We start from the raw sequence: 22,965 nt of genomic DNA, 5'->3' as shown, positions 1-22,965 counted from the left end.
GAAATGATTATAAAAGGACAAGAGTTTCATATAAATGGATTAACTTTTACAATTCGTTCTACAGCTGAAACGGATGCTGAGCAGTTATCGGAAATTAGAGCTCAGATCGATGGCGAAACTGAAAATATGGATAGAGAAGCTGGAGAGGGATTTATAGATAAGATAGGTTTTCAAAAAATAATAAAAACAGATAGTGAAGAGACGAAAAATCTCTTTTTAGTTGCAGAAGTGGACAAGCGAATCGTGGGATTTTCAAGATGTGAAGGATCAAATTTGAAGAGATTAACTCATAAAGTAGAATTTGGTGTTTGTATTTTAAGAGAGTTTTGGGGATATAGAATTGGTAAGAGTCTCTTGCAACAATCTATTCAGTGGGCTGATGAAAATAAAGTGAAAAAGATATCATTACAAGTGCTAGAGACAAATGAAAAAGCTATTCAACTTTATAAAAAATTAGGTTTTGAAGTAGAAGGTATTTTGAAAAATGACAAAAAGCTGTCGGATGGGAAGTATTATAATACGGTTGTAATGGGAAGATTCATAAAAGAGGTGTAGTGGGATGTTTTACAGAAGAAAGTACTATATAGTAAAAAATGAATTTGTAGAAATATTTAATGAGCATTTTACTAACACAAACTTACCTAACCAGTTAAAGCATGGTTCCAGGCTAATAGGACGCTGGATGAAAGATAATAATGATGGTACAACTGAAATATTCGCCATATGGGAATATGATAGTTATAAACAGTATAAAGAAATTGAATCGAAAATTAGAAGCGACGAGATGCATATTAAAAGAATACATGATTGGTATGAAAAACATGGCGGAAGAGAATATGTTTTTCAGAAGTACATATTAGAGTTAAAAAATGAAGAGTTAGTATGTACTGTAAAGTGATAGAGGAGTGAGAGATTATGAGAATTAAAACAAAATTATATTTTAGTTTAGCTTCTACCATTTTATTTGCAATAACGGTCATAGTTTTCTTTATAAATGATACTCCACAAAAGTGGTTTTGGTTATGTATTTTCTTTGCGTCTATTATACAAAATATAGTTTTACTAAAAAAGAATAAAGAAGTGCATTAAGATATTCAAATTATTAACATATTTGTGTCGTCTTTCTAGTTTTATTGAAAACGCTTTTATTCAGTTTTATAATAAAAGTATGTTTTTACAAATCTCCAAAATAATGAATAGGGAGATGATACAATGTTAGCTTCACCGTTTTACTTACATACATGGAAAAAGTTTGTTGATGAAGGAATCCTTGATTCGAACCGTATGAACGAAAGAATTTCAGAGTCATGGCATCGATGTAAACAAGCAAATGTGAATCCTCATATGAATAAAGATCAGAAAATTTTGTCTTCTAATGTTTTTCAAGATCAAAAGAAAAAGAGTGAAATCTTCCTTGATATAGCAATACCTCAATTACAAAATATGAGGAAAACCATTGATGAGCTGCAAATGATGGCATTATTAATTGATCCAAACGGTTACGTTCTATCGTTAAGTGGAAATCAACAAACGTTAAAACGAGCGAAACATATTAATTTCATTGAAGGTGTGAAATGGACGGAAGCAGCTGTTGGTACAAATGCGATAGGAACCGCGTTACAGATTGAAGAGGCTATTATGATAAGTGGTACAGAGCATTATTCTATCGCATCTCATAGCTGGAGCTGTGCGGCCGCTCCCATTCATAATGATGATGGGAAATTAATTGGAGTTCTAGATTTCTCCTGTCCAATTGAATTTTCACATCCATATATGCTAGGGATGGTAACTTCGATTGCACATGCGATTGAACGTGAATGTAGTATTCGAGTGCATCAAAACGAACTACACTTAATCCATCGTTTTTTAGATGTAATTGACAGTGATGAACAGGTTGTTATATGTAATCATCGTGATGTTATCGTTTCTGCTAGTAAGAGGATTCGGGAACGTGTTTCTAATTGGTCACGAATGAAACTTGAAGTTTTAATGCAATATGGATTGAAATCTAAATTAGAAGTACCAGTATATAGTAATGAAAGAATGATCGGGAAATGTATTTATGTAAAGGAAAATAAACAAGGAAATGTATTTTCAACTTCTCCATTTATAAACGGAATTACTTTCCCTGGAGTTATTGGGACAAGCAATGCATTTCAACATACTTTAGAAGAAATTAAGCTTGTATCTCCAACTGACGCTAGTGTATATGTTTGTGGTGAAACAGGTGTAGGGAAAGAATATGTAGCGAGAGCGATTCATGAAAATAGTCCAAGAAAAAATGGTCCTTTTATAGCTGTTAACTGTGGTTCATTGCCGAAAGAATTAATGGAAAGTGAATTGTTCGGTTATGTTGAAGGAGCGTTTACAGGTGCACGGCGCCAAGGATATAAAGGGAAATTCGAACAAGCAGACGGAGGGACAATATTTTTAGACGAAATTGGTGAAGTACCGCCAGAGATGCAAGTCGCATTATTGCGTGTTTTACAAGAACGAACAGTAACCCCAATTGGTAGTTCAAAAGAGGTACCAGTAAATATTCGTATTATTACTGCGACACATAAAGATTTACTGAGATTAGTAGAAGAAGGGAAATTCCGTCAAGATTTATATTATCGTTTACATGTATATCCGCTATATGTTCCATCGTTAATGGAAAGAAAAGAGGATATTCCATACTTCATACAACATTTTTGTGAACAAAAAGATTGGAAGGTTGTATTTCCAAAAAGTATTTGTAATCAATTTTCTCAGCATACATGGCCCGGAAATATTCGAGAGTTATTAAATGTATTAGAACGTATTTACATTTTGTCGCAAGGTCAGGAAATATGCGAAAAACAAATTTCTTTTTTATTACAAACCATGATGGGAAATCAACATCAACTTGCATTGCAAGTAGAAAATAAAACGGAGCATACATTAAATTTCCGTGAAAAAATACAGCGTGATAGCATGATTGAAGCGCTAGAAAAGACGAACGGAAATGTTTCATTAGCTGCAAAATTGTTAGATGTACCTCGAAGTACATTTTATAAGCGAATGCAAAAATATAAGCTATAAAGTAGATTTTTGTAATCTACTTTTTCTTTGTGGGCTCATGTTCTGTCGGAATGTGCGCTTGCCGGGGAAATAATAGAATAGTTAGAAAATAATTTTCGGAAGGTGGAATATGTGAAGTATATTGAAATTGGCATCGGAAATAGGTGGTTCGTTCGAACGGAAACTGAAAATAAAGATGGAACTGAATTTGAGGAACAAGGAATTATAAAACCTATTTATTTTGAGTCTTTATATGTACGAATTTGGTTTCGGAAAACGTGTTTTATCTTTGATACGAAAGAAGGGTTTAAGAACGCAAGAAAAAGTAGAGCTGAATATAAGTTTATTGTTGGAATCGTAAGTAGGTTAAAACAATAGAATTAAATAGGGGTGTTTTTATGATTAGAATTACCACATTCATACTCGCTTTTATTGTAATGGGCTATTCTATTTACAGTTGGAATGATGATTCGAAGCAAAGCATGCTTATTTTGCAATTATTATTAGGTTTTATGCTTGCTAGTATGGGGATACAAAATGTTAAGAAGGATGAAAAAAAGAATAAGAATATGGGACTGTTGCTTTTACTTACATCGTTATTTTGTATCATTGTATCTTTAATAAAATATTTAAAATAAACTGTTACTCAACATATCGAGTAACAGTTTATTTTTTTAAGTTTTCTCATTAAAATTCTAGTAGCTGTTTTGCACATTTTTTTAACAATACAAAATCTTTCTGTTATCCAATAAGTAAGTTCAAAAGAGGTGAGAATACATTCTTTTTTCTTACCTTGGAAATATTGCTAAAACATTCCTGTTATTTAAAACAACACTTTTAGCATAACCATACCCACATATAGACCATATAATAGCACACTTATATAAATGAGTGTGCTATTTATATAGCCCAGTCGTATACATTTCCGTCAATGTATGTACTATCACTTCTAATTCTAATTTTTTATCATTTTTCACAATCGTCCAAAGAAACATCTCATTCATCGCGAACCAAGCACTAGCTACAATTTCTTTATTTAATTCAGGCTGTGCTAAGCCACCTTCTTGAGAGTATGTAATATCCTGCGCAATACTGTTTATAAAGCGTTCCCGTATCTCGTCCCATTTTTGACGTATCTCTTTTGATAATCCTATAGCTTCTTGAACAACTTGCAATATAGCTCGTTCTTTTTCTGCTAGTTGTAGGAATGCTCTAACTTGATTTTGAATCATTTTATGTGCTTCTTCTTTCGTTTGAGGCGAAAAGGAGCGCTCAGCAATATCATAAAATTGATTCATAACATCTTCCATTAAAACGATGAGGAGATCATCTTTGTTTTTAAAGTATACATATGCCGTTCCATAACCGGTTTCTGCATGTTTAATAATTTGTGTAATTGTCGTTTTTTGAAATCCGTTCTGTATAAAAATAGTGTAACCAGCATGTAATAGTTTCTTCTTTGTCTCTATGGAGCGTTGTTTTCTTGATGAAAGAGTATTGTTTTTCAAAGAATCACCTCTTTATACTGAAATATCTGAAAATATAACTGTATTGTAAAAGAAATTCATATATAAAGTCAACTGACATAATATCATTGACGTTATATCAACTATGGTGATATATTTCAATTAGTTAGAATAAAAAGAAAATTAAAAGAAGGTGACACCATGTATAAAGAACCATTTCAATCAACTTATGAATATGCGCTTGAATGTGATAAACATGATGAACTGAAAGATTTTCAAACTGAATTCTATAAAAAAGAAGGAACAATATATTTAGATGGAAACTCATTAGGACTACTTTCAAAAAGAGCAGAGAAATCGTTACTTACGTTGCTCGATTCATGGAAGGAGTATGGAATTGACGGCTGGACTGAAGGAGAGCATCCGTGGTTTTTCCTTTCGGAGAAATTAGGTGAATTGACAGCGCCTCTTATTGGAGCTTTACCGGAAGAAGTTATTGTAACCGGTTCTACAACGACTAATATACACCAAGTGATTGCGACATTTTATGAGCCGAAAGGAATACGTACAAAAATTCTTGCGGATGAATTAACATTCCCGTCAGATATATATGCACTTCAAAGTCAAATTCGTTTAAAAGGATTAGATCCAGATGAGCATTTAGTACGAGTGAAGAGCCGAGATGGTAGAACACTTTTTGAAGATGATATTATTCGGGAAATGACAGATGATATCGCGTTAATTTTATTACCTTCTGTACTATATAGAAGTGGCCAAATTCTTGATATGAAACGTTTAACAGCCGAAGCACATAAGCGTGGTATTCATATCGGATTCGATTCATGTCATTCAATCGGTTCTATTCCGCATCATTTCAAAGAATGGGATGTTGATTTCGCTATTTGGTGTAATTATAAATATTTAAATGCAGGACCAGGTGGAGTTGGGGGTCTTTATATAAATAAAAAGCATTTTAATAGAATTCCAGGATTATCAGGTTGGTTTAGTTCTAGAAAAGATAAGCAGTTCGATATGGAACATATATTAACAGCTGCTGATCATGCAGGTGCTTATCAAATTGGTACACCGCACGTATTAAGTACTGCACCTTTAATTGGTTCTCTTGAAATATTTAAAGATGCTGGTATAGAACGTTTACGTGAAAAATCGCTACATATTACAAGATACATGCTGGATTTAATTGATCATGAATTAAAAGATTTCGGATTTATAATTGGAAATCCATTAGAGGATGAAAAACGAGGCGGGCACATTTATTTAGAACATGCAGAAGCAGCACGCATATGTAAAGCGCTAAAAGCAAATGGAGTTATCCCTGATTTCCGTGCACCTAATGGAGTTAGACTTGCGCCTGTTGCTTTATACAATACGTATGAGGAAGTATGGAACTCTGTACAAATTTTAAAGAAAATTATGAAAAATGAAGAATATAAAAACTTTGAAAATAAGCGAGAGGTTGTGGCGTAAGCATGAAAACATCGCAGTGGATTGATATTTCACAACCGCTAAATAATGATATCGCGACATGGCCAGGGGATACACCGTTCTCGTATGAAGTTTCATGGTCAAAAGAAAACAGTGGTTCAGTAAATGTCGGAAAGTTAACGATGAGTATCCATACAGGTACTCATATTGATGCACCTTTTCATTTTGATAATGACGGTAAGAAGGTGTTGGATTTAGATATTCAAGTTTATGTTGGCCCAGCGCGAATCATTGACGTTTCTAATCTTGAAAGCATCGGGAAAAAGGAATTAGAAAACTTTCATTTAGAAGGTGTAGAACGATTGTTATTACGTACATCTTCACATGGTAAAGCAAATGAATTCCCAGATGTAATCCCGCATTTACGCGCAGATATTGCAGCCTTTCTTTCTGAAAAGGGAATTCGTTTAATTGGCGTGGATGTACCATCAGTTGATCCATTAGATGATAAAGAATTAGCGGCGCACCATCAATTGTTTAAACATGGCATACACATTTTAGAAAATGTCGTACTAGATCATGTAGCAGACGGTGATTATGAATTAATAGCATTACCACTTGCCTTAACAGATGCAGATGGAAGTCCAGTTCGAGCTGTTATTAGACTAATATAAGTAGAAATGAACACAAAGGGGCGTTTGGCTAATATGAAAGAAAATGAAAAGGTAATTATGGAAAAAGGGATTCATACGGATTTTAAGGAGAATATGACGTATGGAGAGTATTTACAGCTAGATAGCTTATTATCTAGTCAACAAAGATTATCAGATCATCATGATGAAATGTTATTTATCGTTATCCACCAAGCGAGTGAGCTTTGGATGAAACTAATTTTACATGAATTGAATGCTGCAATTGAATCTATTAAACAAGATAAATTACCACCAGCTTTTAAAATGTTAGCACGTGTATCAAAAATTCAGTCGCAAATTATTCAATCTTGGGATATTCTTGCGACATTAACACCATCAGAATATATTGAGTTTCGTGATTCACTTGGTCAGGCTTCAGGTTTTCAATCGTATCAATATCGAATGATTGAATATGCACTTGGTTATAAAACACCACATGCATTAAAGATTTATGAAAAGGACCCAGAATTACATGCTCGTCTTCATAAAGCACTTCATACACCAAGTTTATATGATGTGGCGATACAAGCGCTTGTTAAAGAAGGATTCCCAATTCATAAAGATGTGTTAAATCGTGATATTACGCAGCCTTACGAAGAGGATGCAACTGTAGAAGCGGCTTGGATAGAAGTATATGCGGACGTGCAGAAATATTGGGATTTATATCAGCTTGCAGAGAAATTAATCGATATTGAAGACTGGCTACAACAATGGCGTTTCCGTCATATGAAAACGGTAGAACGAATTATTGGTCATAAAATGGGAACAGGTGGATCTTCTGGCGTATCTTATTTGAAAAGGGTACTTGATCAATGTTTCTTCCCAGAGCTTTGGAATGTTCGCACGAAATTATAAAAAACAAACCTGTCAGTTCATTACTGGCAGGTTTGTTTTTTATTTGAACGCAATTATGTTTTAATGAAAGTTACAAGATATAATAAATTAGGTAATGAATTAATTGGAGGTAAAGTTTTGGATTTCAAGCCACTAGAAAATAAATTTGAAAAGAAAAAAGTAAATACATTTCTCGTTTATCAAAAAGGTGAGTTAACAAGTGAGTATTATAAAACGTTAGAGTGTGAAAATAATCTATTTAAAATAAATTCGATTACAAAAAGCATTGTATCTATATTAATTGGTATTGCAATCGATAAAGGCTATATAAATGATATACATACACCGATTACAAAATGGATTCCAAATATACCAGAAGAAAAAAACGAATTAACAATTTATCATCTATTAACGATGACTACAGGTGAAGATTGGAAAGAGTTCGGAAATGGAGTAGTGTTCCCAAATGATTTTGTAGAATCAGAAAACTGGGTGCAATACATATTAGAAAAACCAATAATTGAAGAACCCGTTACAAAAATGAATTATAACTCAGGGTCTTCGCATTTGCTTAGTTATATTATTCAAGAAGCTACTGGAATGTCGACAGAACAATTTGCAAAAAGATATTTATTTGATCCGTTAGAAATTACCGAATATGAGTGGCGGCAAGATCCTCAAAGCATATATGTTGGTGGATTTGGTATGAAAATGAAATCTAAAGATTTATTAAAACTCGGAATATTATGTTTGCAGAATGGATATTGGCAGGGTAATGAAATTGTATCCTCGAAATGGTTAGAAGAATCAAGTACACCTCTATTTGAAACGTATGAACATGTCGGGGCATATGGATATCACTGGTGGGTATTGAATAACGAAAGATTTCACATACCGTATTGTATGTATTTTGCTATGGGATACGGCGGACAATACATCGTTATCATTCCACAGTTAGAACTGGTAGCAGTTATTAGTAGCCATATGCCAAAACGCGGACTCGTTCCATTGAAATTATTTATTGAGCATGTACAAGAGAATGATAAGTTGATATAAGAAGAGGAGAGAATGTATGAGAGGTGTAAAAACATTAGCTTTATTTAGACTATGTTTAAGTCTTCTAGCATGTAGCGCCATTATTACGCAATTTATAATAAGGGCACAAGTGAAACCGTTCAATCCAGTTAACTTTTTTAGTTTCTTTACGATTGAAAGTAACATCTTAGTTGCATGTATTTTCCTTTTAAGTAGCATTGGAACAGCTACATTCGGTCGATCAGAGCAGTTTAGTATACTTCGTGGTGCCGCAACTGTATATATACTTACGACAGGACTCATTTATTTTTTGCTATTAAGAGGATTAGAAGAATCACTTCAAACCGCAATACCATGGGTGAATACGGTGCTACATTATATCATGCCAATTGCCATGCTTTTAGATTGGATTTTAAATCCACCTAGTAAGAAAATCACTTGGAAACAAGCTGCAAGTTGGCTCTTATTCCCGTTTTTTTACGTTGTGTACAGCTTAATTCGTGGTCCAATCGTAAATTGGTATCCATATCCGTTTTTAGATCCGAGAATAGGTGGATATGGTAGAGTACTTATATACAGTATAGGGATAGCAGTTGTAATTGGTGCTATTTGTATATTGGTAAGATTTTTAGGGAACCGAGATTTTAGGAAAGAATTTTAGAAATGAAAACCCCACTGTTAACATTTTAACAGTGGGGTTTTCATTTTATCTACTCGTCTTCTGAAACGACATTTTTATAAATTTATCTGTCTTCGTTTCAAATTCTACATCAACAAAAACACCATATTCTTTTCCATTTTCACGTAGCCACAATTTAAATTTTTCAACTGTTATTTGAACGGTTTTCGGTTTTCTACCTATATGAAGGTAATCAATAATTTCCGCTTTTGGGTATTGTTCTTTCGTCTTTTCTACAGCAAGTTTCCCCCATTTGGCATACGGTGGCTGCGCATGAACAATTGATGGGCCAGTATATACATTTGAACATGTTGTTATGAACAGAATGACGAGTGCGATACGCTTTAACAATTTCTTCATGATGAACTCCTTTTATCTTTTTTCATATTGTTTACATATTTTTTCAACGATATGAGTTTGGATTTTTTTGTCTTCTTTACATAAAAGCGAGGCTTTTACAAAACATAACCAAGAAATCATTTCCGTAATTAAGGAGGGAAAATTATGCGTCAAAAAGCTATTTTTAAAATAGCAGTTTTACTTGTGTTCATAGGACTATCTTTGATGGTCAGTAGTATACAACTAAAGAATGTAGAAGCTTTTTCTAATCAAGTCATTCAAAGAGGAGCATCTGGTGAAGATGTCATTGAACTACAATCTCGTTTGAAATATAACGGATTTTATACGGGAAAAGTGGATGGTGTTTTCGGATGGGGTACATACTGGGCACTTCGAAATTTTCAAGAGAAATTCGGACTACCTGTTGATGGTTTAGCGGGAGCTAAAACGAAGCAAATGCTCGTAAAGGCAACGAAGTATGACAAGTCAACTGCTAATAAAGGAAATAGTGGTGGTACTGCACAAGGAAATAAACCATCTCAAAATAAAGGGACAAATGTTCCAAACGGTTATTCTCAAAATGACATTCAGCTTATGGCAAACGCAGTATATGGAGAATCTCGTGGTGAACCGTACTTAGGGCAAGTTGCAGTAGCTGCAGTTATTTTAAATCGGGTTACAAGTGCATCGTTCCCAAATACCGTTTCGGGTGTCATCTTTGAGCCAAGAGCATTTACAGCGGTAGCAGACGGACAAATATATTTAACGCCAAATGAAACAGCGAAAAAAGCTGTATTAGATGCAATTAATGGATGGGATCCAACAGGAAATGCATTGTATTATTTCAATCCAGATACTGCAACGAGTAAATGGATTTGGACTCGTCCACAAATTAAAAAGATTGGGAAACATATTTTCTGTAAATAGAGCGGAGGTGGAACTATGTTACGAGGTATTATAATCGTATTATTAACAGTCGGTGTAGTTGGAACTGGATACTGGGGCTATAAAGAGCACCAAGAGAAGAATGCTGTATTAATTCGAGCGGAAAATAGTTATCAACGTGCGTTTCATGATTTAGCATACGAAGTTGATTTATTGCACGATAAAATTGGAACAACGCTGGCGATGAATTCACGTGCATCTTTATCACCAGCATTAGCAGATGTATGGCGATTAACATCAGAAGCGCGATCGGATGTAGGGCAATTACCATTAACGTTGATGCCATTTAATAAAACGGAAGAATTCTTAGCAAATATCGGTGATTTTAGTTACCGTGCGGCCATTCGTGATTTAGAAAAAGAGCCGCTAAATGATCAAGAATATAAAACATTGCAAACGTTATATTCAAACGCAGGTAACATTCAAGATGAACTACGAAAAGTACAACATCTTGTTTTGAAAAATAATTTACGCTGGATGGATGTTGAGATGGCACTTGCATCAAATCGTGATCCTGCAGACAATACAATTATTGACGGATTAAAAACAGTGGAGAAAAACGTAACATCGTATTCGTCTACAAACTTCGGACCGACCTTTACAAGTGCGCAAAAAAATAAAAAAGGCGGATTTGAAGCAGAAGGAAAAGCAATTTCTAAAGATGAAGCGGCAAAAATTGCAAAATCATTTTTAAATTTAAAAGGAAATGAAAAAGTAGATGTTGAGAAAAGCGGAAAAGGTGCAAAAGAATCTTTCTATAGTGTGAAAATTAAAGATTCCGCAACGAATAATGAGTTTTATATGGATATTACCGGAAAAGGCGGATATCCAATTTGGGTTATGAATAATCGAGAAATCAAGGAACAGAAAATTAGTTTAAACGATGCAGGAAATAAAGGTTTGACATTCTTAAAGGACCATAAGTTTAATAATATGGAGCTTTATGATAGCTCACAATATGATAACGTTGGAATATTTACGTATGTAGTAAATGAGAACGGCGTACGAATTTACCCAGAGGCAATCCAAATGAAAATCGCTTTAGATGACGGTTCCATCGTTGGATTTTCCGCAAAAGAATATTTAGCATCACACCAAAAACGAACAGTTCCATCAGCAAAGCTAACTGCAGCAGAAGCAAGAAAGAAAATCAATCCAGATGTTAAAGTTATGGAAGAGCGCAAAGCTGTCGTAGTAAATGATTTGCATAATGAAGTACTTTGCTATGAATTTGTAGGTACTTTAGGGAAAGATACGTACCAAATTTTCATTAATGCAAATAGTGGAGCAGAGGAAAAAGTGAAGAAAATGCAAGCTGTTGAAAAAATTTATGATTAAACTTTAATAGTAAAGTGGTGAGAATAATGAAAATCCTAATATATATGTTAATGCTTTGCTTGTTTATAACTGGATGCAGTATTGGAAAAAAGGACAATCCAAACGAAAAACCAGAGCAAAAAAATGTTTCGACGAAAAATGTTAATTATACGAACAAATCAAATAAGCCAAATGAAAAAGCGGCGGACCATTTAGCATCTTTAGCCGCAAGTGTGCCAGGTGTGAATGATGCAACAGCCGTAGTAGTCGGCAAATATGCTATTGTAGGTATTGATGTAAAAGCGAAACTCGATCGAACTCGCGTGGAGTCCATTAAATACTCTGTAGCAGAAAGTTTAAAAAACGATCCGGATGGTGCAAATGCAGTCGTTGTAGCGGATGTTGATACGTATGAACGACTCAAACAAATTGGAAAGCAAATTAAAAAAGGAAAAACAGGTGAAGGTATACTTGATGAGTTAGCAGCAATTGTTGGCCGAGTAATGCCACAAGTTCCAAATGACATGATTGAAAATCGAGAAAAGAATCCAATTAAAGATAATGATAAACAATTACCAAACGATGAAGAACAAGAACTAAGAAAAGAACAGAATGACCAATCAAATAATCATTTGAATAAATAAAACGAACCCCGTACTAAAATGTACGGGGATTTTCAATATAATATTTAATATTCAGTTTATTTTTAAGGGAATATATGGTTTAATTATGATGGGAGGGACAACTGTTATGATGAAAAAAAGCGCATTAATAGTATGTAGTTTATGCTTAGGTTTCAGTATGACAGCGTGTGAACAGAAGAAGGAAATGAAAAAACAAACAGCGACTTCTTCTACTGTGTTGGAAAGTGAGAAGAAAGATTCTATCAATTTAAATCATTTCTCGAACATAAATGAAGGAATGACTTATACAGAAGTGAAAGATGTAATTGGTTTTGATGGTAATTTACTTATAGAAGAAGGTGTAGAAGATTCTACACAAATTAAACAAATTTTTTCTTGGAAGGGAAGCGATCCAACTTCATTAGTTGAAATTACCTTTTTAGATGGAAAAGTGCATTCAAAAGCGCAGCAAGGTTTAAGTTAATATGTTGAAAAATGGGAGAGTTTCGCATGAACATACATACAGGGGAAATTCAATTAGTTCCGTATAAAGAGAAATATAAAGAAATTATACAAACATTTACTTTACCAAGTGAACAAGTTCAATTCACATCAGACCCAGGTGAATTACTGGAGAAAGCAAAAAGTGATCGAACAAAAAATGTCATTGTTATTTTAGATTACAATGGGGTACCTGTTGGTCTTTTCGCATTGCAAACGGGAGATAGAGTACAGGAATTCACAAATAATGAAAACGCTTTACTTTTAACTTCGTTTTCTATAAATCAAGATAGACAAAAAAAAGGATATGCTAAAAAGTCATTGGCTTTATTACAAGAGTTTGTAAAACGTTATTTTCCGATAAAAAATGAAGTTGTACTTGCAGTGAATGAAAAAAATATTCCGGCACAAAATTTATATGAAAAAGTCGGCTTCCAAAATAAAGGCTTTAGAAAAATGGGACCAATTGGTCAACAAATTATTATGCATTTACCTATCATGAAATAACGAGAAAAAAACTTACTCTTGCATAACAAAGTAGTAAGTTTTTTTATGTAGACAATCAAAGAATACATATTAATAGGCTAAATTTAAGAGTAAAAAAATTATAGATAGTTACATAAAAAATATAGATACTTGAAGTACATTTATTCTTTATAGTTATACAATCATTAATTCATACTTTTGGGAGGCGTAGCTTTATGGAAATCATTCAATTGCTAAAGAAGGATGACTTATTTAATAAGGCCATAGATGTTTTTTGGAAAGAATGGGGTGAGGAAGGTGGGCGCGCATTCTATGAAGATTGTATGATTAATGCTTTAACTGATCCAAATGGCATACCGAGTTTTTACATTGCAAAAGTAGATGATGAGATCATCGGAACGTATGCATTAATTCGCAATGATTTAAATAGTCGTCAAGATTTGAGCCCTTGGCTAGCATGTTTGTTTGTAAACGAAAAATTTAGGGGTAATTCTGTAGGAGCAAAATTGTTGAATCATGGATTGCTAGAAGCTGCAAAGAGAGGGTACCAATTTCTTTATCTTACTTCAGATCTTAAAGACTATTATGAAAAATATGGATGGGAAAAAATTGGAGTTGCTTATGGGCCTAGTGGAGGGTACATACCTTTGTTTAAAAAGTCAACGGCTCTATAACAAAAGCACTTTTTATTTAAATATCTTTACATCAACTTTGAAACACATTTAAACGAGGAGAAATGATATGACAATTTATATTGCATTACTAAGAGGAATCAATGTAGGCGGGCATAAGGTAATGAAAATGGCAGATTTAAAAGAAATGTTTGAATCCATAGGGTTAAAACAAGTAAAAACATATATTCAAAGCGGTAATATTGTGTTCCAATCTGAGGAAGATATAATATTTCTAAAGGAACGAATACAATTTGAAATTAAAAACGTTTTTGATTTTGATGTTTCTGTCATGTTAAGTACACATGATGAATTTATAAATATGATAAAAAGATGCCCCTATAAAGCTGATTCATTGCTAGAAGGTGAGAGTATACATGTTGCTTTCTTAGCAAATGAACTTTCTGAAAAAGAAAAAGATCAGCTGCTTATGCAAAAAAATGAGACTGAAGATTGCTATATTCATGAAAAATTTGTGTATTTATTTTTCAAAAATAGCATTCGAAATTCTAAATTAATGAACCAGTTTCAAAAGTTACAGACACCAGCTACAGTAAGAAATTGGCGGACTGTGAATAAATTAAAAGCGATAGTTGAGGGGATGTAAAGAAATACGGTAAAGTATATTGGAATACGATTGACAATAGATTAACATCTACAGAAAAGAAAACTCTTAGAGACGTATTACTTAGGGTAGATAAATGTTTAAGAGACAATGGTTATAGTATAAAATAAAACGAATTAAGAGGTATGTAAGATGGGGAAATTTGTGAAAGACCAAAAGGTAGTTGCATTTACATTAGAGGGGGTAGCACCATGTACAGTTATAAGAGTTGGTTGGATTTTTATCATGGTACAAGTAGAAGAAACGAAGCACCTATACTCAGTTACAAAAGGTAAGATAACGTCTATAGAAGAGGATAAACACTATTTTTTAGAAGAGAGTTTTGATGAAGAAGGGGTTTTTGATATTGGTAGAGTTTTTGGTGCGATTGAAACAACAGACATGGAACTTGCAAAGAAATCATTTGAAGAAAATGAAGACTTCAAGAAATACGAAGATTTTCACAATCCATCAGAAGGGAAACTGTATGGTGGAGAGTACTATACTACAATCAAAACAGGTAAAGAATTACTAGAACAATACTTTAATCGAGAAGGAATAGAGTGTAATGGTACAAATTAAATTAGATGTGAAAACAGTTAAAAGTCAAATCTTATTTATGTTAGGTATATAGATTAATAAAAAATTTTTATATTTTATTATTGGGAGGACGAAGTAATGGATTTGGTAAACAAATTTTTAAACGGCTTGAGAGCAGCATTATCAACAGATGATCTCGAAACACTAAATAAAGCGTGCGGTGCTACAAAAGAGGATATTGATACATTAAGGCTAGAATATCCAAATTGTCCAGAATCACTAATCTCTTTTCTTGAAAATATTGATGGTACATATTGGCGGAAATATGGAGAAAACAAAGTTGCGGTATGTATTTTAGGCTCAGATGTTGAAGAGTATCCATATTATTTGCTTTCTACACAGCAGATGCTCGAAAGTTCAAAAGAAGAAGAAGACGTATCCTATCTTTTAGAATACCAAGATGACGAGGATGCTGTTGATTCTAAGATAAATCCAAAAGGACTTCTCCCTGGCACTTATATTCATTTTTCAGACTGTATGAACAATGGTGGAACATCAAGACTCTATATTGATTTTAACCCTTCTGATGAAGGTGTATGTGGTCAAATCATTCGTTTTTTGCACGACCCTGATGAATATGAAGTGATTGCAAACAGCTTTGATGAGTATTTACAGAATCTTATTAATGGTGATTTTAATTTTCTAGAAGAAGAATCCCAATAATTTGTCTACAAACTCATTTAAAAGGTTAGAAATTAAACAACTTTAAAGAGCCTTACTACAATATGATTTGTAGCGAGGCTCTTATATTTTTTAATCAAAATTAAATAACATTATTATCACTTTACAAAATCTCATCTTTTTATTTATATTGTTTTGCGACTATAAGTTCGACGATAGGATAAATAAAGAACGAAGAACAAAGTGCGATAAAAAGAGGAAGATTCTTTATTTCATCGAGTAATAGGAATGAAAATCCTTCTGATAATATTACAATAAAAAACATAAGGCATATAAGTGCAAAATAAGCAATTTTAAAGCTTTTATATTTAATTTTTTGTCCCATTTCATCTTTGCTTTCTTCCGATACTCCGTTTGGATCTCCCCAAGTAATTTGATTAATTAAATTACCAAGTATTAACGAAAAAGCGAATATTGTCCCTCCAAAAATCGAACCTTCCGTTACATATTTATATGCGCCATGTATGAGGACTCCAATTAATGATAAAACGATAATTATGAAAATAAATTTTTTATGATTCAATTTAGAAATGACACCTCCAGTGATGTAAAAAACTCTTTACATACATAGTATAAAATTGGAAAAGTTTAATGTCAAATACTTTTTACATAAATGGTGCAATAATATGGTATTTTGTTTTTACGATTTATAAAAAATTACATTACATTTGAATGTAAAAGAATGGGCTCGCATATATTTGGAAGGGATGTCAGATTAATTTAGGGGGTAGTTATGTCTATTCTATTAAAAGCTGGTGCTGATGCAGGAAATAACGGTTTGAAGTTAATGGTGAAAGGGCAAGACCCTATTTTTATTCCGAGTATATATTCTTTATATATAGGAGAGCCTACAGGATTGTTAGATGAGAGTGATGTTTCATTATCTGAATTAGAAAATCACATTGATGTGACCATTAGTTCTCCATCGCTAATGTTAAATAACGTGCGGTATATCGTTGGGGAAAAAGTCATTCAAGATCAATTAAAAGGTACTGAGGTTGAGAAGAAATCAAATAAGTCAACTGATGAGTTAATGGTTATTACAATTCTATCTGGTTTAGCGGTAAGTGCTATGCGTCAAAGCCCAACTTCTAGTCATATTAATATTCGTTATGATTTATCTGTGGCTCTTCCTATGCAACTTATTACACAAGAAATAGCTGCGGAAAATGCGAAACGTTATATGGGCAATCATAAAGTTGTGTTCCATTATCCAAACGGACGTGATGTGACAATTAATATTTCAATCGAATATTGTAAATGCCTACCTGAGGGCGCTTCTGGGACGTGGGGCATTGTATATGATGAAGAAGGAAATGTTGTGAAACATAAAATAGAATGTGAACAAAATCAAGTTTCAGAAATTGATTTTGTTGATAAAACTTTATTGTCTTTTGATATTGGTGCAGGGACGACAGAAGAAGTAGTTTCACTAGGTGTGAACTTTAGACCACAACTAAGTAAGGGCTTATCATACGGTGTGAAAGAAACGTTACTACAAATTATTACAAGATGGAACCGGAAGTATCCAACAAAGACGATTGATAGTATTACAGAATTTAACCAAATTTATTTAAATGAAAAGCACCCAAGAAATGCGTTACTAGTTGAAGAATCACAGCCAGCATTATTAGGTTTAGCAGCGCGTGTCGCAACGGATATCATAAACAAAATTGATGATATGAAAGACGATCCATACGTATTTATTTATGGTGGGGGCGCAGTAATTATTAAAAACAGTTTAAAAATGATTTTAAAACAAAAAGGACGACTAACAAATGTAATCTTTGTAGATAATCCGTTATTTACAAATGCACGTGGATTATTAGTCTACACTTGTTCGCCAAAATATAGAGAGCATAAGCAAAAAGAGTTAGGATTTACAAACTTAACGATAAGTTAGTTGGTGGAAGTATGCGATCTAGGCGATATAAACATGGTGATCGAGTAAAAATCAATATTCATAAATCAGTATCACCTGAAATGATTGCATGGCTGAATAAACAATCAAACCCAACCAATTTCTTTTTCTTTGCAGCGCAGCAACTCTTTAAACAAGTAGGAGATATTGATGTGTCAAAAGCTATACCTAGTAGCCATGTTTTCTCATTATACGTGGAGCCATCATCTTTATTAAAGGTCGAAGTAAATCCCTTTAAAAACGTGCCACTAGAAGCTAATAAATCCACCGATAATATAAAAAAAAAATCATGGGAATCTGTTGATCAATTAGATTGTCCGTTTTTTTAAACATAGAAAAAATAAGTATTGCCCATCACTATACATACTGATACAGTGATGGGCTTTTTTACATGTAACGAATAGAAGGGGCACAAATTGTGGTGTGCCCCTTCTATTCGTTATTTATCTATATTTTAGATGTATGTTCAGTAACTGCATGAATGATGTCTGCCCAGTCATCAGGATGATTTTCATGTCCTGCGCCATCAAGGGTTAGTAGGACTGAGTTAGGAATTTCATCAATAAGTGCGAGACCATGTTCAAAAGGGAGCGCTGTATCGTCTGTTCCGTGAATAACTAATGTAGGTGCTTGTATGGAGTGAAGCACACCTTCATAAGCATCATCACCTTGAAGTAAAGCGTGATTAAACATACTTAATAGATTGTTTGCGCGTTCTATTTCTTGTTTTACTTGAGTATAGACTCTTTTTTTATCAAATGTTCGTTTGGATCCACATAATAGGCGAGATCCGAAAACTAAATATTCTGCTACAACTTTATCATTTGTCCAATCTAAATGCGTGCCATTTGCGTGATGTGTTAAAATCCTTTCATCCATCGGGGGTAAATCGCGCGCGTTATCGTCAGAGCCTATTACACTTGTAGCTAGTAATGTTAACGACGATATTCTTTCAGGATATTTTACAGCAGCAATTTGAGCTATCATACCACCTAAAGACATACCAAATAGATGTGCTTTATCAATTTGATAAGCATCTAGTACCCCAATTGCATCTTCAGCCATATTTGTAACTGTATAATTGGAAGTTCCAGGTTCATATGTAACAGAGCGTCCCACATCCCGGTTATCAAAACGAATAACAAATTTCCCTGTGTTAGCCAACTGTTCACAAAACTCTTCATCCCAATACACCATTGAACACGTAGCACCCATAATTAATAAAATAGCTGGGTTTTTAGGGTTCCCAAAGCTTTCTGTACATATATCAATCCCGTTTATTTTAAATATCTTTTCAGTCATAGAGTTCTCCCCATTTCTTTTGAATTTCATTAAAAATACAATGTTGAGTGATTCTAAGGTGTATGTAAGTTTCGTTTTGGAATTAATAGTGCAATAACCCCTAAAAATAAGTATATAGCCATTCAAGGCAAAAAATTTTGAGAAATATTTGTATGTTATTAAAATAAATAGCAAGGAGGAATGGAAATGAAAGCAATTGTTATAGATCAATATGGTAATGTTGAAGAATTAAAAGAAAGACAAGTTTTAAAACCGGTTGTTAAAGATAACGAGGTATTAATACGCATTCTCGCAACATCTATTAATCCTGTTGATTGGAAAATAAGAAAAGGAGACTTACAAGAACAGTTACGATTTTCATTTCCAATTATTTTAGGGTTAAATGTAGCTGGTGTTATTGAAGAAGTTGGGGAAGAGGTAGAGTGCTTCAAAGTAGGAGATAAAGTATTTACGAAACCTGAAAATATAGGGAAGGGCTCTTATGCTGAATTCATTACAGTAAAATCGGATTTAGTATCCTATATGCCTACTAATCTAAGTTATGAAGAGGCAGCTTCTATTCCTCTGGCAGGACTTACAGCGTGGCAAAGTCTTGTAGATTACGCAAAAATAAAAGAACATGACCGAGTACTCATTCATGCTGGAGCTGGTGGAGTTGGAAGTTTGGCAATCCAAATCGCAAAATCATTTGGAGCTTTTGTTGCGACAACTGCAAGTAGTAAGAATGAAGAGTTTTTAAAGTCTTTAGGAGCAGATCTCGTTATTGATTATAAAAAAGATAAATTTGAAGAATTACTATCAGATTTCGATATTGTATTAGATACAATAGGTGGCGAAGTACAAGAAAAAAGCTTTCAAATTATAAAATCTGGTGGTGTTTTAGTTTCGATTGTTCATGAGCCAATTCAAAAAGTAAAAGGGATAAAATCAGGATTTCTATGGCTAAAACCAAACGGAAAACAACTAGAACAATTATCAGGTTTAATTGTACACGGAAAAATAAAACCAATTATAAGTAAAGTTGTGCCATTTAATGAAGAGGGGGCTAGAGAAGCTCATATTTTGAGTGAAGGTCAACATGTTAGAGGTAAGATTGTAATGAAAGTCGGATGATAATGAAGATAGTGGCTTGTAGAGAAAGTGAATTTGAACCAGAAAAAAACTTAGAAATAAATACTATCCCAAAATTCACATTTTCATTTTGGGATAGTATTTATTATTGGACATGTAATGTTATCTCTATAATATACAGTTTCGTATTGTATCATGTAATTTCTCTAAACCAATCAACATATCTTTTTCATTTAACATTGAATAGCTAATCCGTAATTTGTTATTATTTATATCGGTATTTAATAGACAAGCTGTTCCTGGTAAAAAAGAGACATCTACTTCATTTGCTTTTTGTAATAAGGTAAAGGGATCTATCGAATCCGGAAGTGTAATCCATAAATTAAAGCCACCATTTGGTATTTCAAATCGTAATTCTTTAAGTGGTGATAACAAGTCAATCGTTATATCACGTCTAATTTGTAAAGCAGTACGTAATTTTTCTAAATGGTTTTTCATACGTTCTGCACGTAAAAAAGGAAGGAGTGCTTTTTGCGTTAATAAAGGACTACCGATATCCATTGAACCTTTTACAGCATATAACCATTCAAAAATAGGCCCATCGGCAATAAGAGATGCGATACGCAATCCTGGTGCTAACGTTTTACTAAATCCTTTTATATATATTACGTGGCCGTTTATATCAAAATTTTTGATAGGAGGGGGAACAGTCGCACCCTCAAAATATATTTCTCCGAAAGAATCATCTTCAATTATAAAAAACTCATATAACTCTGCTAGTTCTATAAGTTCCATTCTCCGTTCTTTACTCATTACTGTACCTGTTGGATTCTGGAAAGTTGGATTCGTATACAATAAAACAGGATTTTTACTTTGACAAATATCATCGATTAAGTCGGAGCGAACTCCATGATTATCAAGAGAAATAGGTATAATTTGAGCACCTTTATTGATGAAAATATCAAGCGCAGCACTATAACAAGGACTTTCCACTAATACAATATCACCAGGCTTTAATAATGTTTGAGCAATTAAATCAATTCCTTGTTGTGCGCCGCTTGTAATTAATAATTGAGATGGATCGGTCACTAAATTCTGGTGTTCACTTAAGTAATTTGCTATTTCAACTCGCAGTTCATAATCACCCTGTACTGGCCCATAAGTTGCTAGGATCATCTGGTCTTTATTGAGTATTTTATGCATTTCGTCTGCTAAGAATGGATTTGGCAATAAACGTGGATACAAAATCGCTTGTGAAAAATCGTAATATTTTCGGTGCTGATTCATTGCATATTGAGATCGCATAACATTAATCGTTTTCGTTTGTTGCCATTTGTACGGAATTGGTTTGAAATCTTTCTTTACATGTTTATGTATATAAGCACCTTTTCCTTGCTCAATGCGTATATATTCTTTCTTTTCTAATTGCTTATATGCCTTACGAACAGTTAATAGGCTAATCTGCAAATCTTCGGCCATAGAGCGTAAAGATGGAAGTGAGTCACCATGTGAAAGCATGCCACTTTGTACTCTTTCAACGATTTGCATATATATTTGCTGGTAATACGGTATGTTGGATTCTTTACGAAGGACAATTTTCATGGTTTCACCTTTTTCGTTTTTATTTTATTAAAGCGAAAAATATAAAGGGAATCAACTACAATTTTAAGTAACTGTTATATACATAGATACACTGTTATACACCATACCTTCTATACTCATGTTAAGAGTAAAAAGGAGGAAGAAAAATGGTCATTTTCAATTATATTTTAGTATGTATTATTTTCGGAACAACATTTTTAACGATAAAAATCGGAATTGAAGCAGGAGCGCCCCCATTATTTTCAGCAGGAATTCGTTTCTTGTTAGCAGGCGTAATTCTGATGATTATATTTAAGTTAAAGCGAAAAGAAATTATGCCACATGTATTTTCAAAACGTATTATATATGCTGGTTTTTGCTTAACGTTTATGACATTCGCAACTTTGTACTGGGCGGAACAATATATTTCTTCAGGGTTAGCTGCTGTACTTTCTGCTACGGGGCCGATGATGATTTTATTATTACAGGCAAAGAGAAATAAGGCAAAATTACAAAAAGAGCAACTCGTAGCATTAATTATTGCACTAATAGGTGTTGTTTTTGTTTCTTTACCAGGAATGCAACAAGAAGTAAGTTTCATATGGAGTATCGCTTGTTTTGTTTTAATAATAGGAGAGTTATTTTACGGAATAGGCTCTATCCGCTCAAAAGAAATACTTTCGGATTTACAAAGTGTATCACCATTTCTCATTAATGGTATTCAAATGTTTTACGGAGGAGTTTTATTACTAATCGTATCCGTCATAGTAGAACAACCGAATGTAACTGTATTAGCTTCATGGAGTGTACAGTGGCCTATTTTATATCTCATCTTTATCGGATCAATTGGTGGGCACGGATTATATTACTGGCTCTTATCAAAAACGAATCCTGTATTCCCGTCAACGTGGTTATATGTATCACCGTTAATTGCTATTATTGTAGGATATATCATATTAGGAGAACCTTTAAACCCTACAATGGGAATAGGTGCTTGTTTTATTTTGGTTGGTGTATTTTTAGCTAATCGATCCACACTCCGGAGCTATTTCAAACAAGGGAAATTATTTGAGAAGGAAATGTAGTTGTATAAAGAAGCAGCCCTGTATATAACAGGGATGCTTGAATT

General features: G+C 33.5%; 28 protein-coding genes. 23 read left to right on the top strand and 5 right to left on the bottom strand.

Annotated elements, in window-relative coordinates; genetic code table 11:
* The first annotated feature begins 3 nt into the window (after window positions 1–3).
* From NHG49_RS14245 to NHG49_RS14225, 5 genes are all read left to right on the top strand, one after another.
* Window positions 4–555, top strand: a complete 552-nt coding sequence (locus NHG49_RS14245) for a GNAT family N-acetyltransferase (protein WP_258126169.1) — start codon at window positions 4–6, stop codon at window positions 553–555.
* A 4-nt stretch (window positions 556–559) separates the two neighbouring features.
* A complete protein-coding gene (locus NHG49_RS14240) occupies window positions 560–898 on the top strand; it encodes an NIPSNAP family protein (protein ID WP_064475468.1) in 339 nt (112 codons plus the stop codon).
* Between the two features lie 314 nt (window positions 899–1,212).
* On the top strand, window positions 1,213–3,063 hold the full coding sequence (locus NHG49_RS14235; protein ID WP_154132114.1) for a sigma-54-dependent Fis family transcriptional regulator: 1,851 nt from the start codon (window positions 1,213–1,215) through the stop codon (window positions 3,061–3,063).
* Between the two features lie 111 nt (window positions 3,064–3,174).
* Window positions 3,175–3,420, top strand: coding sequence for a DUF3977 family protein (locus tag NHG49_RS14230; protein ID WP_064475466.1), 246 nt, complete (start codon window positions 3,175–3,177; stop codon window positions 3,418–3,420).
* A 20-nt stretch (window positions 3,421–3,440) separates the two neighbouring features.
* Complete coding sequence (locus NHG49_RS14225; protein ID WP_064475465.1) at window positions 3,441–3,680, top strand: DUF3953 domain-containing protein; 240 nt, start codon at window positions 3,441–3,443, stop codon at window positions 3,678–3,680.
* 258 nt (window positions 3,681–3,938) lie between these two features.
* Here NHG49_RS14225 and NHG49_RS14220 read toward each other — a convergent pair whose 3' ends face one another.
* The gene (locus tag NHG49_RS14220) at window positions 3,939–4,550 is read right to left on the bottom strand and encodes a TetR/AcrR family transcriptional regulator (protein ID WP_258126168.1); all 612 of its coding nucleotides are present in this window, start codon (window positions 4,548–4,550) and stop codon (window positions 3,939–3,941) included.
* Between the two features lie 159 nt (window positions 4,551–4,709).
* Here NHG49_RS14220 and kynU point away from each other — a divergent pair, with 159 nt between their 5' ends.
* The 5 genes from kynU (at window position 4,710) to NHG49_RS14195 (ending at window position 9,176) form a co-directional block, all read left to right on the top strand.
* A complete protein-coding gene (gene kynU / locus NHG49_RS14215; protein ID WP_064475463.1) occupies window positions 4,710–5,996 on the top strand; it encodes a kynureninase in 1,287 nt (428 codons plus the stop codon).
* Window positions 5,997–5,998: 2 nt separating this feature from the next.
* A complete protein-coding gene (kynB, locus tag NHG49_RS14210) occupies window positions 5,999–6,628 on the top strand; it encodes an arylformamidase (RefSeq protein ID WP_258126166.1) in 630 nt (209 codons plus the stop codon).
* A 33-nt stretch (window positions 6,629–6,661) separates the two neighbouring features.
* Window positions 6,662–7,501 carry a tryptophan 2,3-dioxygenase gene (gene kynA / locus NHG49_RS14205; protein ID WP_002127699.1) on the top strand — a complete coding sequence of 280 codons (840 nt, stop codon included), beginning with the start codon at window positions 6,662–6,664 and terminating at the stop codon, window positions 7,499–7,501.
* Between the two features lie 117 nt (window positions 7,502–7,618).
* Entirely contained in the window at window positions 7,619–8,536 is a 918-nt protein-coding gene (locus NHG49_RS14200; protein ID WP_088046840.1) for a serine hydrolase domain-containing protein, read from the top strand.
* 16 nt (window positions 8,537–8,552) lie between these two features.
* Window positions 8,553–9,176, top strand: a complete 624-nt coding sequence (locus NHG49_RS14195) for a Pr6Pr family membrane protein (RefSeq protein ID WP_258126164.1) — start codon at window positions 8,553–8,555, stop codon at window positions 9,174–9,176.
* A 45-nt stretch (window positions 9,177–9,221) separates the two neighbouring features.
* On the opposite strand, the gene NHG49_RS14190 is transcribed toward NHG49_RS14195, so the two are convergent.
* On the bottom strand, window positions 9,222–9,554 hold the full coding sequence (locus NHG49_RS14190; RefSeq protein WP_088046838.1) for a DUF3889 domain-containing protein: 333 nt from the start codon (window positions 9,552–9,554) through the stop codon (window positions 9,222–9,224).
* Window positions 9,555–9,698: 144 nt separating this feature from the next.
* Between NHG49_RS14190 and sleB the strand changes: the two genes are divergently transcribed.
* The 9 genes from sleB to NHG49_RS14145 all read left to right on the top strand — a co-directional run bounded on the left by sleB (window position 9,699) and on the right by NHG49_RS14145 (window position 15,943).
* Window positions 9,699–10,460 (top strand): spore cortex-lytic enzyme, encoded by a 762-nt coding sequence (gene sleB / locus NHG49_RS14185; RefSeq protein ID WP_064475458.1) that lies wholly within the window; start codon window positions 9,699–9,701, stop codon window positions 10,458–10,460.
* Window positions 10,461–10,475: 15 nt separating this feature from the next.
* The gene (ypeB, locus tag NHG49_RS14180; RefSeq protein ID WP_064475457.1) at window positions 10,476–11,816 is read left to right on the top strand and encodes a germination protein YpeB; all 1,341 of its coding nucleotides are present in this window, start codon (window positions 10,476–10,478) and stop codon (window positions 11,814–11,816) included.
* Window positions 11,817–11,842: 26 nt separating this feature from the next.
* The gene (locus tag NHG49_RS14175; protein WP_088046837.1) at window positions 11,843–12,439 is read left to right on the top strand and encodes a YhcN/YlaJ family sporulation lipoprotein; all 597 of its coding nucleotides are present in this window, start codon (window positions 11,843–11,845) and stop codon (window positions 12,437–12,439) included.
* A 106-nt stretch (window positions 12,440–12,545) separates the two neighbouring features.
* Entirely contained in the window at window positions 12,546–12,902 is a 357-nt protein-coding gene (locus tag NHG49_RS14170; protein ID WP_064475455.1) for a hypothetical protein, read from the top strand.
* Between the two features lie 26 nt (window positions 12,903–12,928).
* Window positions 12,929–13,426 carry a GNAT family N-acetyltransferase gene (locus NHG49_RS14165; protein ID WP_064475454.1) on the top strand — a complete coding sequence of 166 codons (498 nt, stop codon included), beginning with the start codon at window positions 12,929–12,931 and terminating at the stop codon, window positions 13,424–13,426.
* A gap of 194 nt (window positions 13,427–13,620) precedes the next feature.
* The gene (locus NHG49_RS14160; RefSeq protein WP_064475453.1) at window positions 13,621–14,079 is read left to right on the top strand and encodes a GNAT family N-acetyltransferase; all 459 of its coding nucleotides are present in this window, start codon (window positions 13,621–13,623) and stop codon (window positions 14,077–14,079) included.
* Window positions 14,080–14,146: 67 nt separating this feature from the next.
* A complete protein-coding gene (locus NHG49_RS14155) occupies window positions 14,147–14,683 on the top strand; it encodes a DUF1697 domain-containing protein (protein WP_064475452.1) in 537 nt (178 codons plus the stop codon).
* A 150-nt stretch (window positions 14,684–14,833) separates the two neighbouring features.
* Window positions 14,834–15,262: a hypothetical protein gene (locus NHG49_RS14150; RefSeq protein WP_064475451.1), complete on the top strand. Its 429-nt coding sequence runs from the start codon at window positions 14,834–14,836 to the stop codon at window positions 15,260–15,262.
* A gap of 96 nt (window positions 15,263–15,358) precedes the next feature.
* Complete coding sequence (locus NHG49_RS14145; RefSeq protein WP_064475450.1) at window positions 15,359–15,943, top strand: SMI1/KNR4 family protein; 585 nt, start codon at window positions 15,359–15,361, stop codon at window positions 15,941–15,943.
* Window positions 15,944–16,082: 139 nt separating this feature from the next.
* On the opposite strand, the gene NHG49_RS14140 is transcribed toward NHG49_RS14145, so the two are convergent.
* A complete protein-coding gene (locus tag NHG49_RS14140; RefSeq protein WP_258126163.1) occupies window positions 16,083–16,484 on the bottom strand; it encodes a hypothetical protein in 402 nt (133 codons plus the stop codon).
* Between the two features lie 210 nt (window positions 16,485–16,694).
* Between NHG49_RS14140 and NHG49_RS14135 the strand changes: the two genes are divergently transcribed.
* Together NHG49_RS14135 and NHG49_RS14130 are read left to right on the top strand one after the other, a co-directional pair.
* Window positions 16,695–17,864 carry a ParM/StbA family protein gene (locus NHG49_RS14135; protein ID WP_000025617.1) on the top strand — a complete coding sequence of 390 codons (1,170 nt, stop codon included), beginning with the start codon at window positions 16,695–16,697 and terminating at the stop codon, window positions 17,862–17,864.
* Between the two features lie 11 nt (window positions 17,865–17,875).
* On the top strand, window positions 17,876–18,211 hold the full coding sequence (locus tag NHG49_RS14130; RefSeq protein WP_064475448.1) for a hypothetical protein: 336 nt from the start codon (window positions 17,876–17,878) through the stop codon (window positions 18,209–18,211).
* 118 nt (window positions 18,212–18,329) lie between these two features.
* Here the strand turns inward: NHG49_RS14130 and mleBCA are convergent, their stop codons facing one another.
* Window positions 18,330–19,184, bottom strand: coding sequence for a BCA family alpha/beta fold macrolide esterase (mleBCA, locus tag NHG49_RS14125; RefSeq protein WP_258126162.1), 855 nt, complete (start codon window positions 19,182–19,184; stop codon window positions 18,330–18,332).
* A 186-nt stretch (window positions 19,185–19,370) separates the two neighbouring features.
* On the opposite strand from mleBCA, the gene NHG49_RS14120 reads away from it, so the two are divergent.
* A complete protein-coding gene (locus NHG49_RS14120; RefSeq protein WP_258126161.1) occupies window positions 19,371–20,297 on the top strand; it encodes an NADP-dependent oxidoreductase in 927 nt (308 codons plus the stop codon).
* Between the two features lie 126 nt (window positions 20,298–20,423).
* Here the strand turns inward: NHG49_RS14120 and pdxR are convergent, their stop codons facing one another.
* Window positions 20,424–21,857, bottom strand: coding sequence for a MocR-like pyridoxine biosynthesis transcription factor PdxR (gene pdxR, locus NHG49_RS14115; protein WP_064475445.1), 1,434 nt, complete (start codon window positions 21,855–21,857; stop codon window positions 20,424–20,426).
* A 146-nt stretch (window positions 21,858–22,003) separates the two neighbouring features.
* On the opposite strand from pdxR, the gene NHG49_RS14110 reads away from it, so the two are divergent.
* The gene (locus tag NHG49_RS14110; RefSeq protein WP_064475444.1) at window positions 22,004–22,921 is read left to right on the top strand and encodes a DMT family transporter; all 918 of its coding nucleotides are present in this window, start codon (window positions 22,004–22,006) and stop codon (window positions 22,919–22,921) included.
* Window positions 22,922–22,965: the final 44 nt, after the last annotated feature.

It is taken from the genome of Bacillus sp. IBL03825 (assembly GCF_024712505.1).
GTDB lineage: Bacteria > Bacillota > Bacilli > Bacillales > Bacillaceae_G > Bacillus_A > Bacillus_A wiedmannii.
The sequence above is the reverse complement of the archived record's forward strand: the minus strand, read 5'-3'. Positions and strand labels throughout refer to the sequence as shown.

Coding starts and splice junctions, on each gene's coding strand:
- NHG49_RS14245 (WP_258126169.1), top strand. CDS start 4: ATGATTATAAAAGGACAAGAGTTTCATATAAATGGATTAACTTTTACA.
- NHG49_RS14240 (WP_064475468.1), top strand. CDS start 560: ATGTTTTACAGAAGAAAGTACTATATAGTAAAAAATGAATTTGTAGAA.
- NHG49_RS14235 (WP_154132114.1), top strand. CDS start 1,213: ATGTTAGCTTCACCGTTTTACTTACATACATGGAAAAAGTTTGTTGAT.
- NHG49_RS14225 (WP_064475465.1), top strand. CDS start 3,441: ATGATTAGAATTACCACATTCATACTCGCTTTTATTGTAATGGGCTAT.
- kynU (WP_064475463.1), top strand. CDS start 4,710: ATGTATAAAGAACCATTTCAATCAACTTATGAATATGCGCTTGAATGT.
- kynB (WP_258126166.1), top strand. CDS start 5,999: ATGAAAACATCGCAGTGGATTGATATTTCACAACCGCTAAATAATGAT.
- kynA (WP_002127699.1), top strand. CDS start 6,662: ATGAAAGAAAATGAAAAGGTAATTATGGAAAAAGGGATTCATACGGAT.
- NHG49_RS14195 (WP_258126164.1), top strand. CDS start 8,553: ATGAGAGGTGTAAAAACATTAGCTTTATTTAGACTATGTTTAAGTCTT.
- NHG49_RS14190 (WP_088046838.1), bottom strand. CDS start 9,554: ATGAAGAAATTGTTAAAGCGTATCGCACTCGTCATTCTGTTCATAACA.
- sleB (WP_064475458.1), top strand. CDS start 9,699: ATGCGTCAAAAAGCTATTTTTAAAATAGCAGTTTTACTTGTGTTCATA.
- ypeB (WP_064475457.1), top strand. CDS start 10,476: ATGTTACGAGGTATTATAATCGTATTATTAACAGTCGGTGTAGTTGGA.
- NHG49_RS14175 (WP_088046837.1), top strand. CDS start 11,843: ATGAAAATCCTAATATATATGTTAATGCTTTGCTTGTTTATAACTGGA.
- NHG49_RS14170 (WP_064475455.1), top strand. CDS start 12,546: ATGATGAAAAAAAGCGCATTAATAGTATGTAGTTTATGCTTAGGTTTC.
- NHG49_RS14165 (WP_064475454.1), top strand. CDS start 12,929: ATGAACATACATACAGGGGAAATTCAATTAGTTCCGTATAAAGAGAAA.
- NHG49_RS14160 (WP_064475453.1), top strand. CDS start 13,621: ATGGAAATCATTCAATTGCTAAAGAAGGATGACTTATTTAATAAGGCC.
- NHG49_RS14155 (WP_064475452.1), top strand. CDS start 14,147: ATGACAATTTATATTGCATTACTAAGAGGAATCAATGTAGGCGGGCAT.
- NHG49_RS14150 (WP_064475451.1), top strand. CDS start 14,834: ATGGGGAAATTTGTGAAAGACCAAAAGGTAGTTGCATTTACATTAGAG.
- NHG49_RS14145 (WP_064475450.1), top strand. CDS start 15,359: ATGGATTTGGTAAACAAATTTTTAAACGGCTTGAGAGCAGCATTATCA.
- NHG49_RS14135 (WP_000025617.1), top strand. CDS start 16,695: ATGTCTATTCTATTAAAAGCTGGTGCTGATGCAGGAAATAACGGTTTG.
- NHG49_RS14130 (WP_064475448.1), top strand. CDS start 17,876: ATGCGATCTAGGCGATATAAACATGGTGATCGAGTAAAAATCAATATT.
- mleBCA (WP_258126162.1), bottom strand. CDS start 19,184: ATGACTGAAAAGATATTTAAAATAAACGGGATTGATATATGTACAGAA.
- NHG49_RS14120 (WP_258126161.1), top strand. CDS start 19,371: ATGAAAGCAATTGTTATAGATCAATATGGTAATGTTGAAGAATTAAAA.
- pdxR (WP_064475445.1), bottom strand. CDS start 21,857: ATGAAAATTGTCCTTCGTAAAGAATCCAACATACCGTATTACCAGCAA.
- NHG49_RS14110 (WP_064475444.1), top strand. CDS start 22,004: ATGGTCATTTTCAATTATATTTTAGTATGTATTATTTTCGGAACAACA.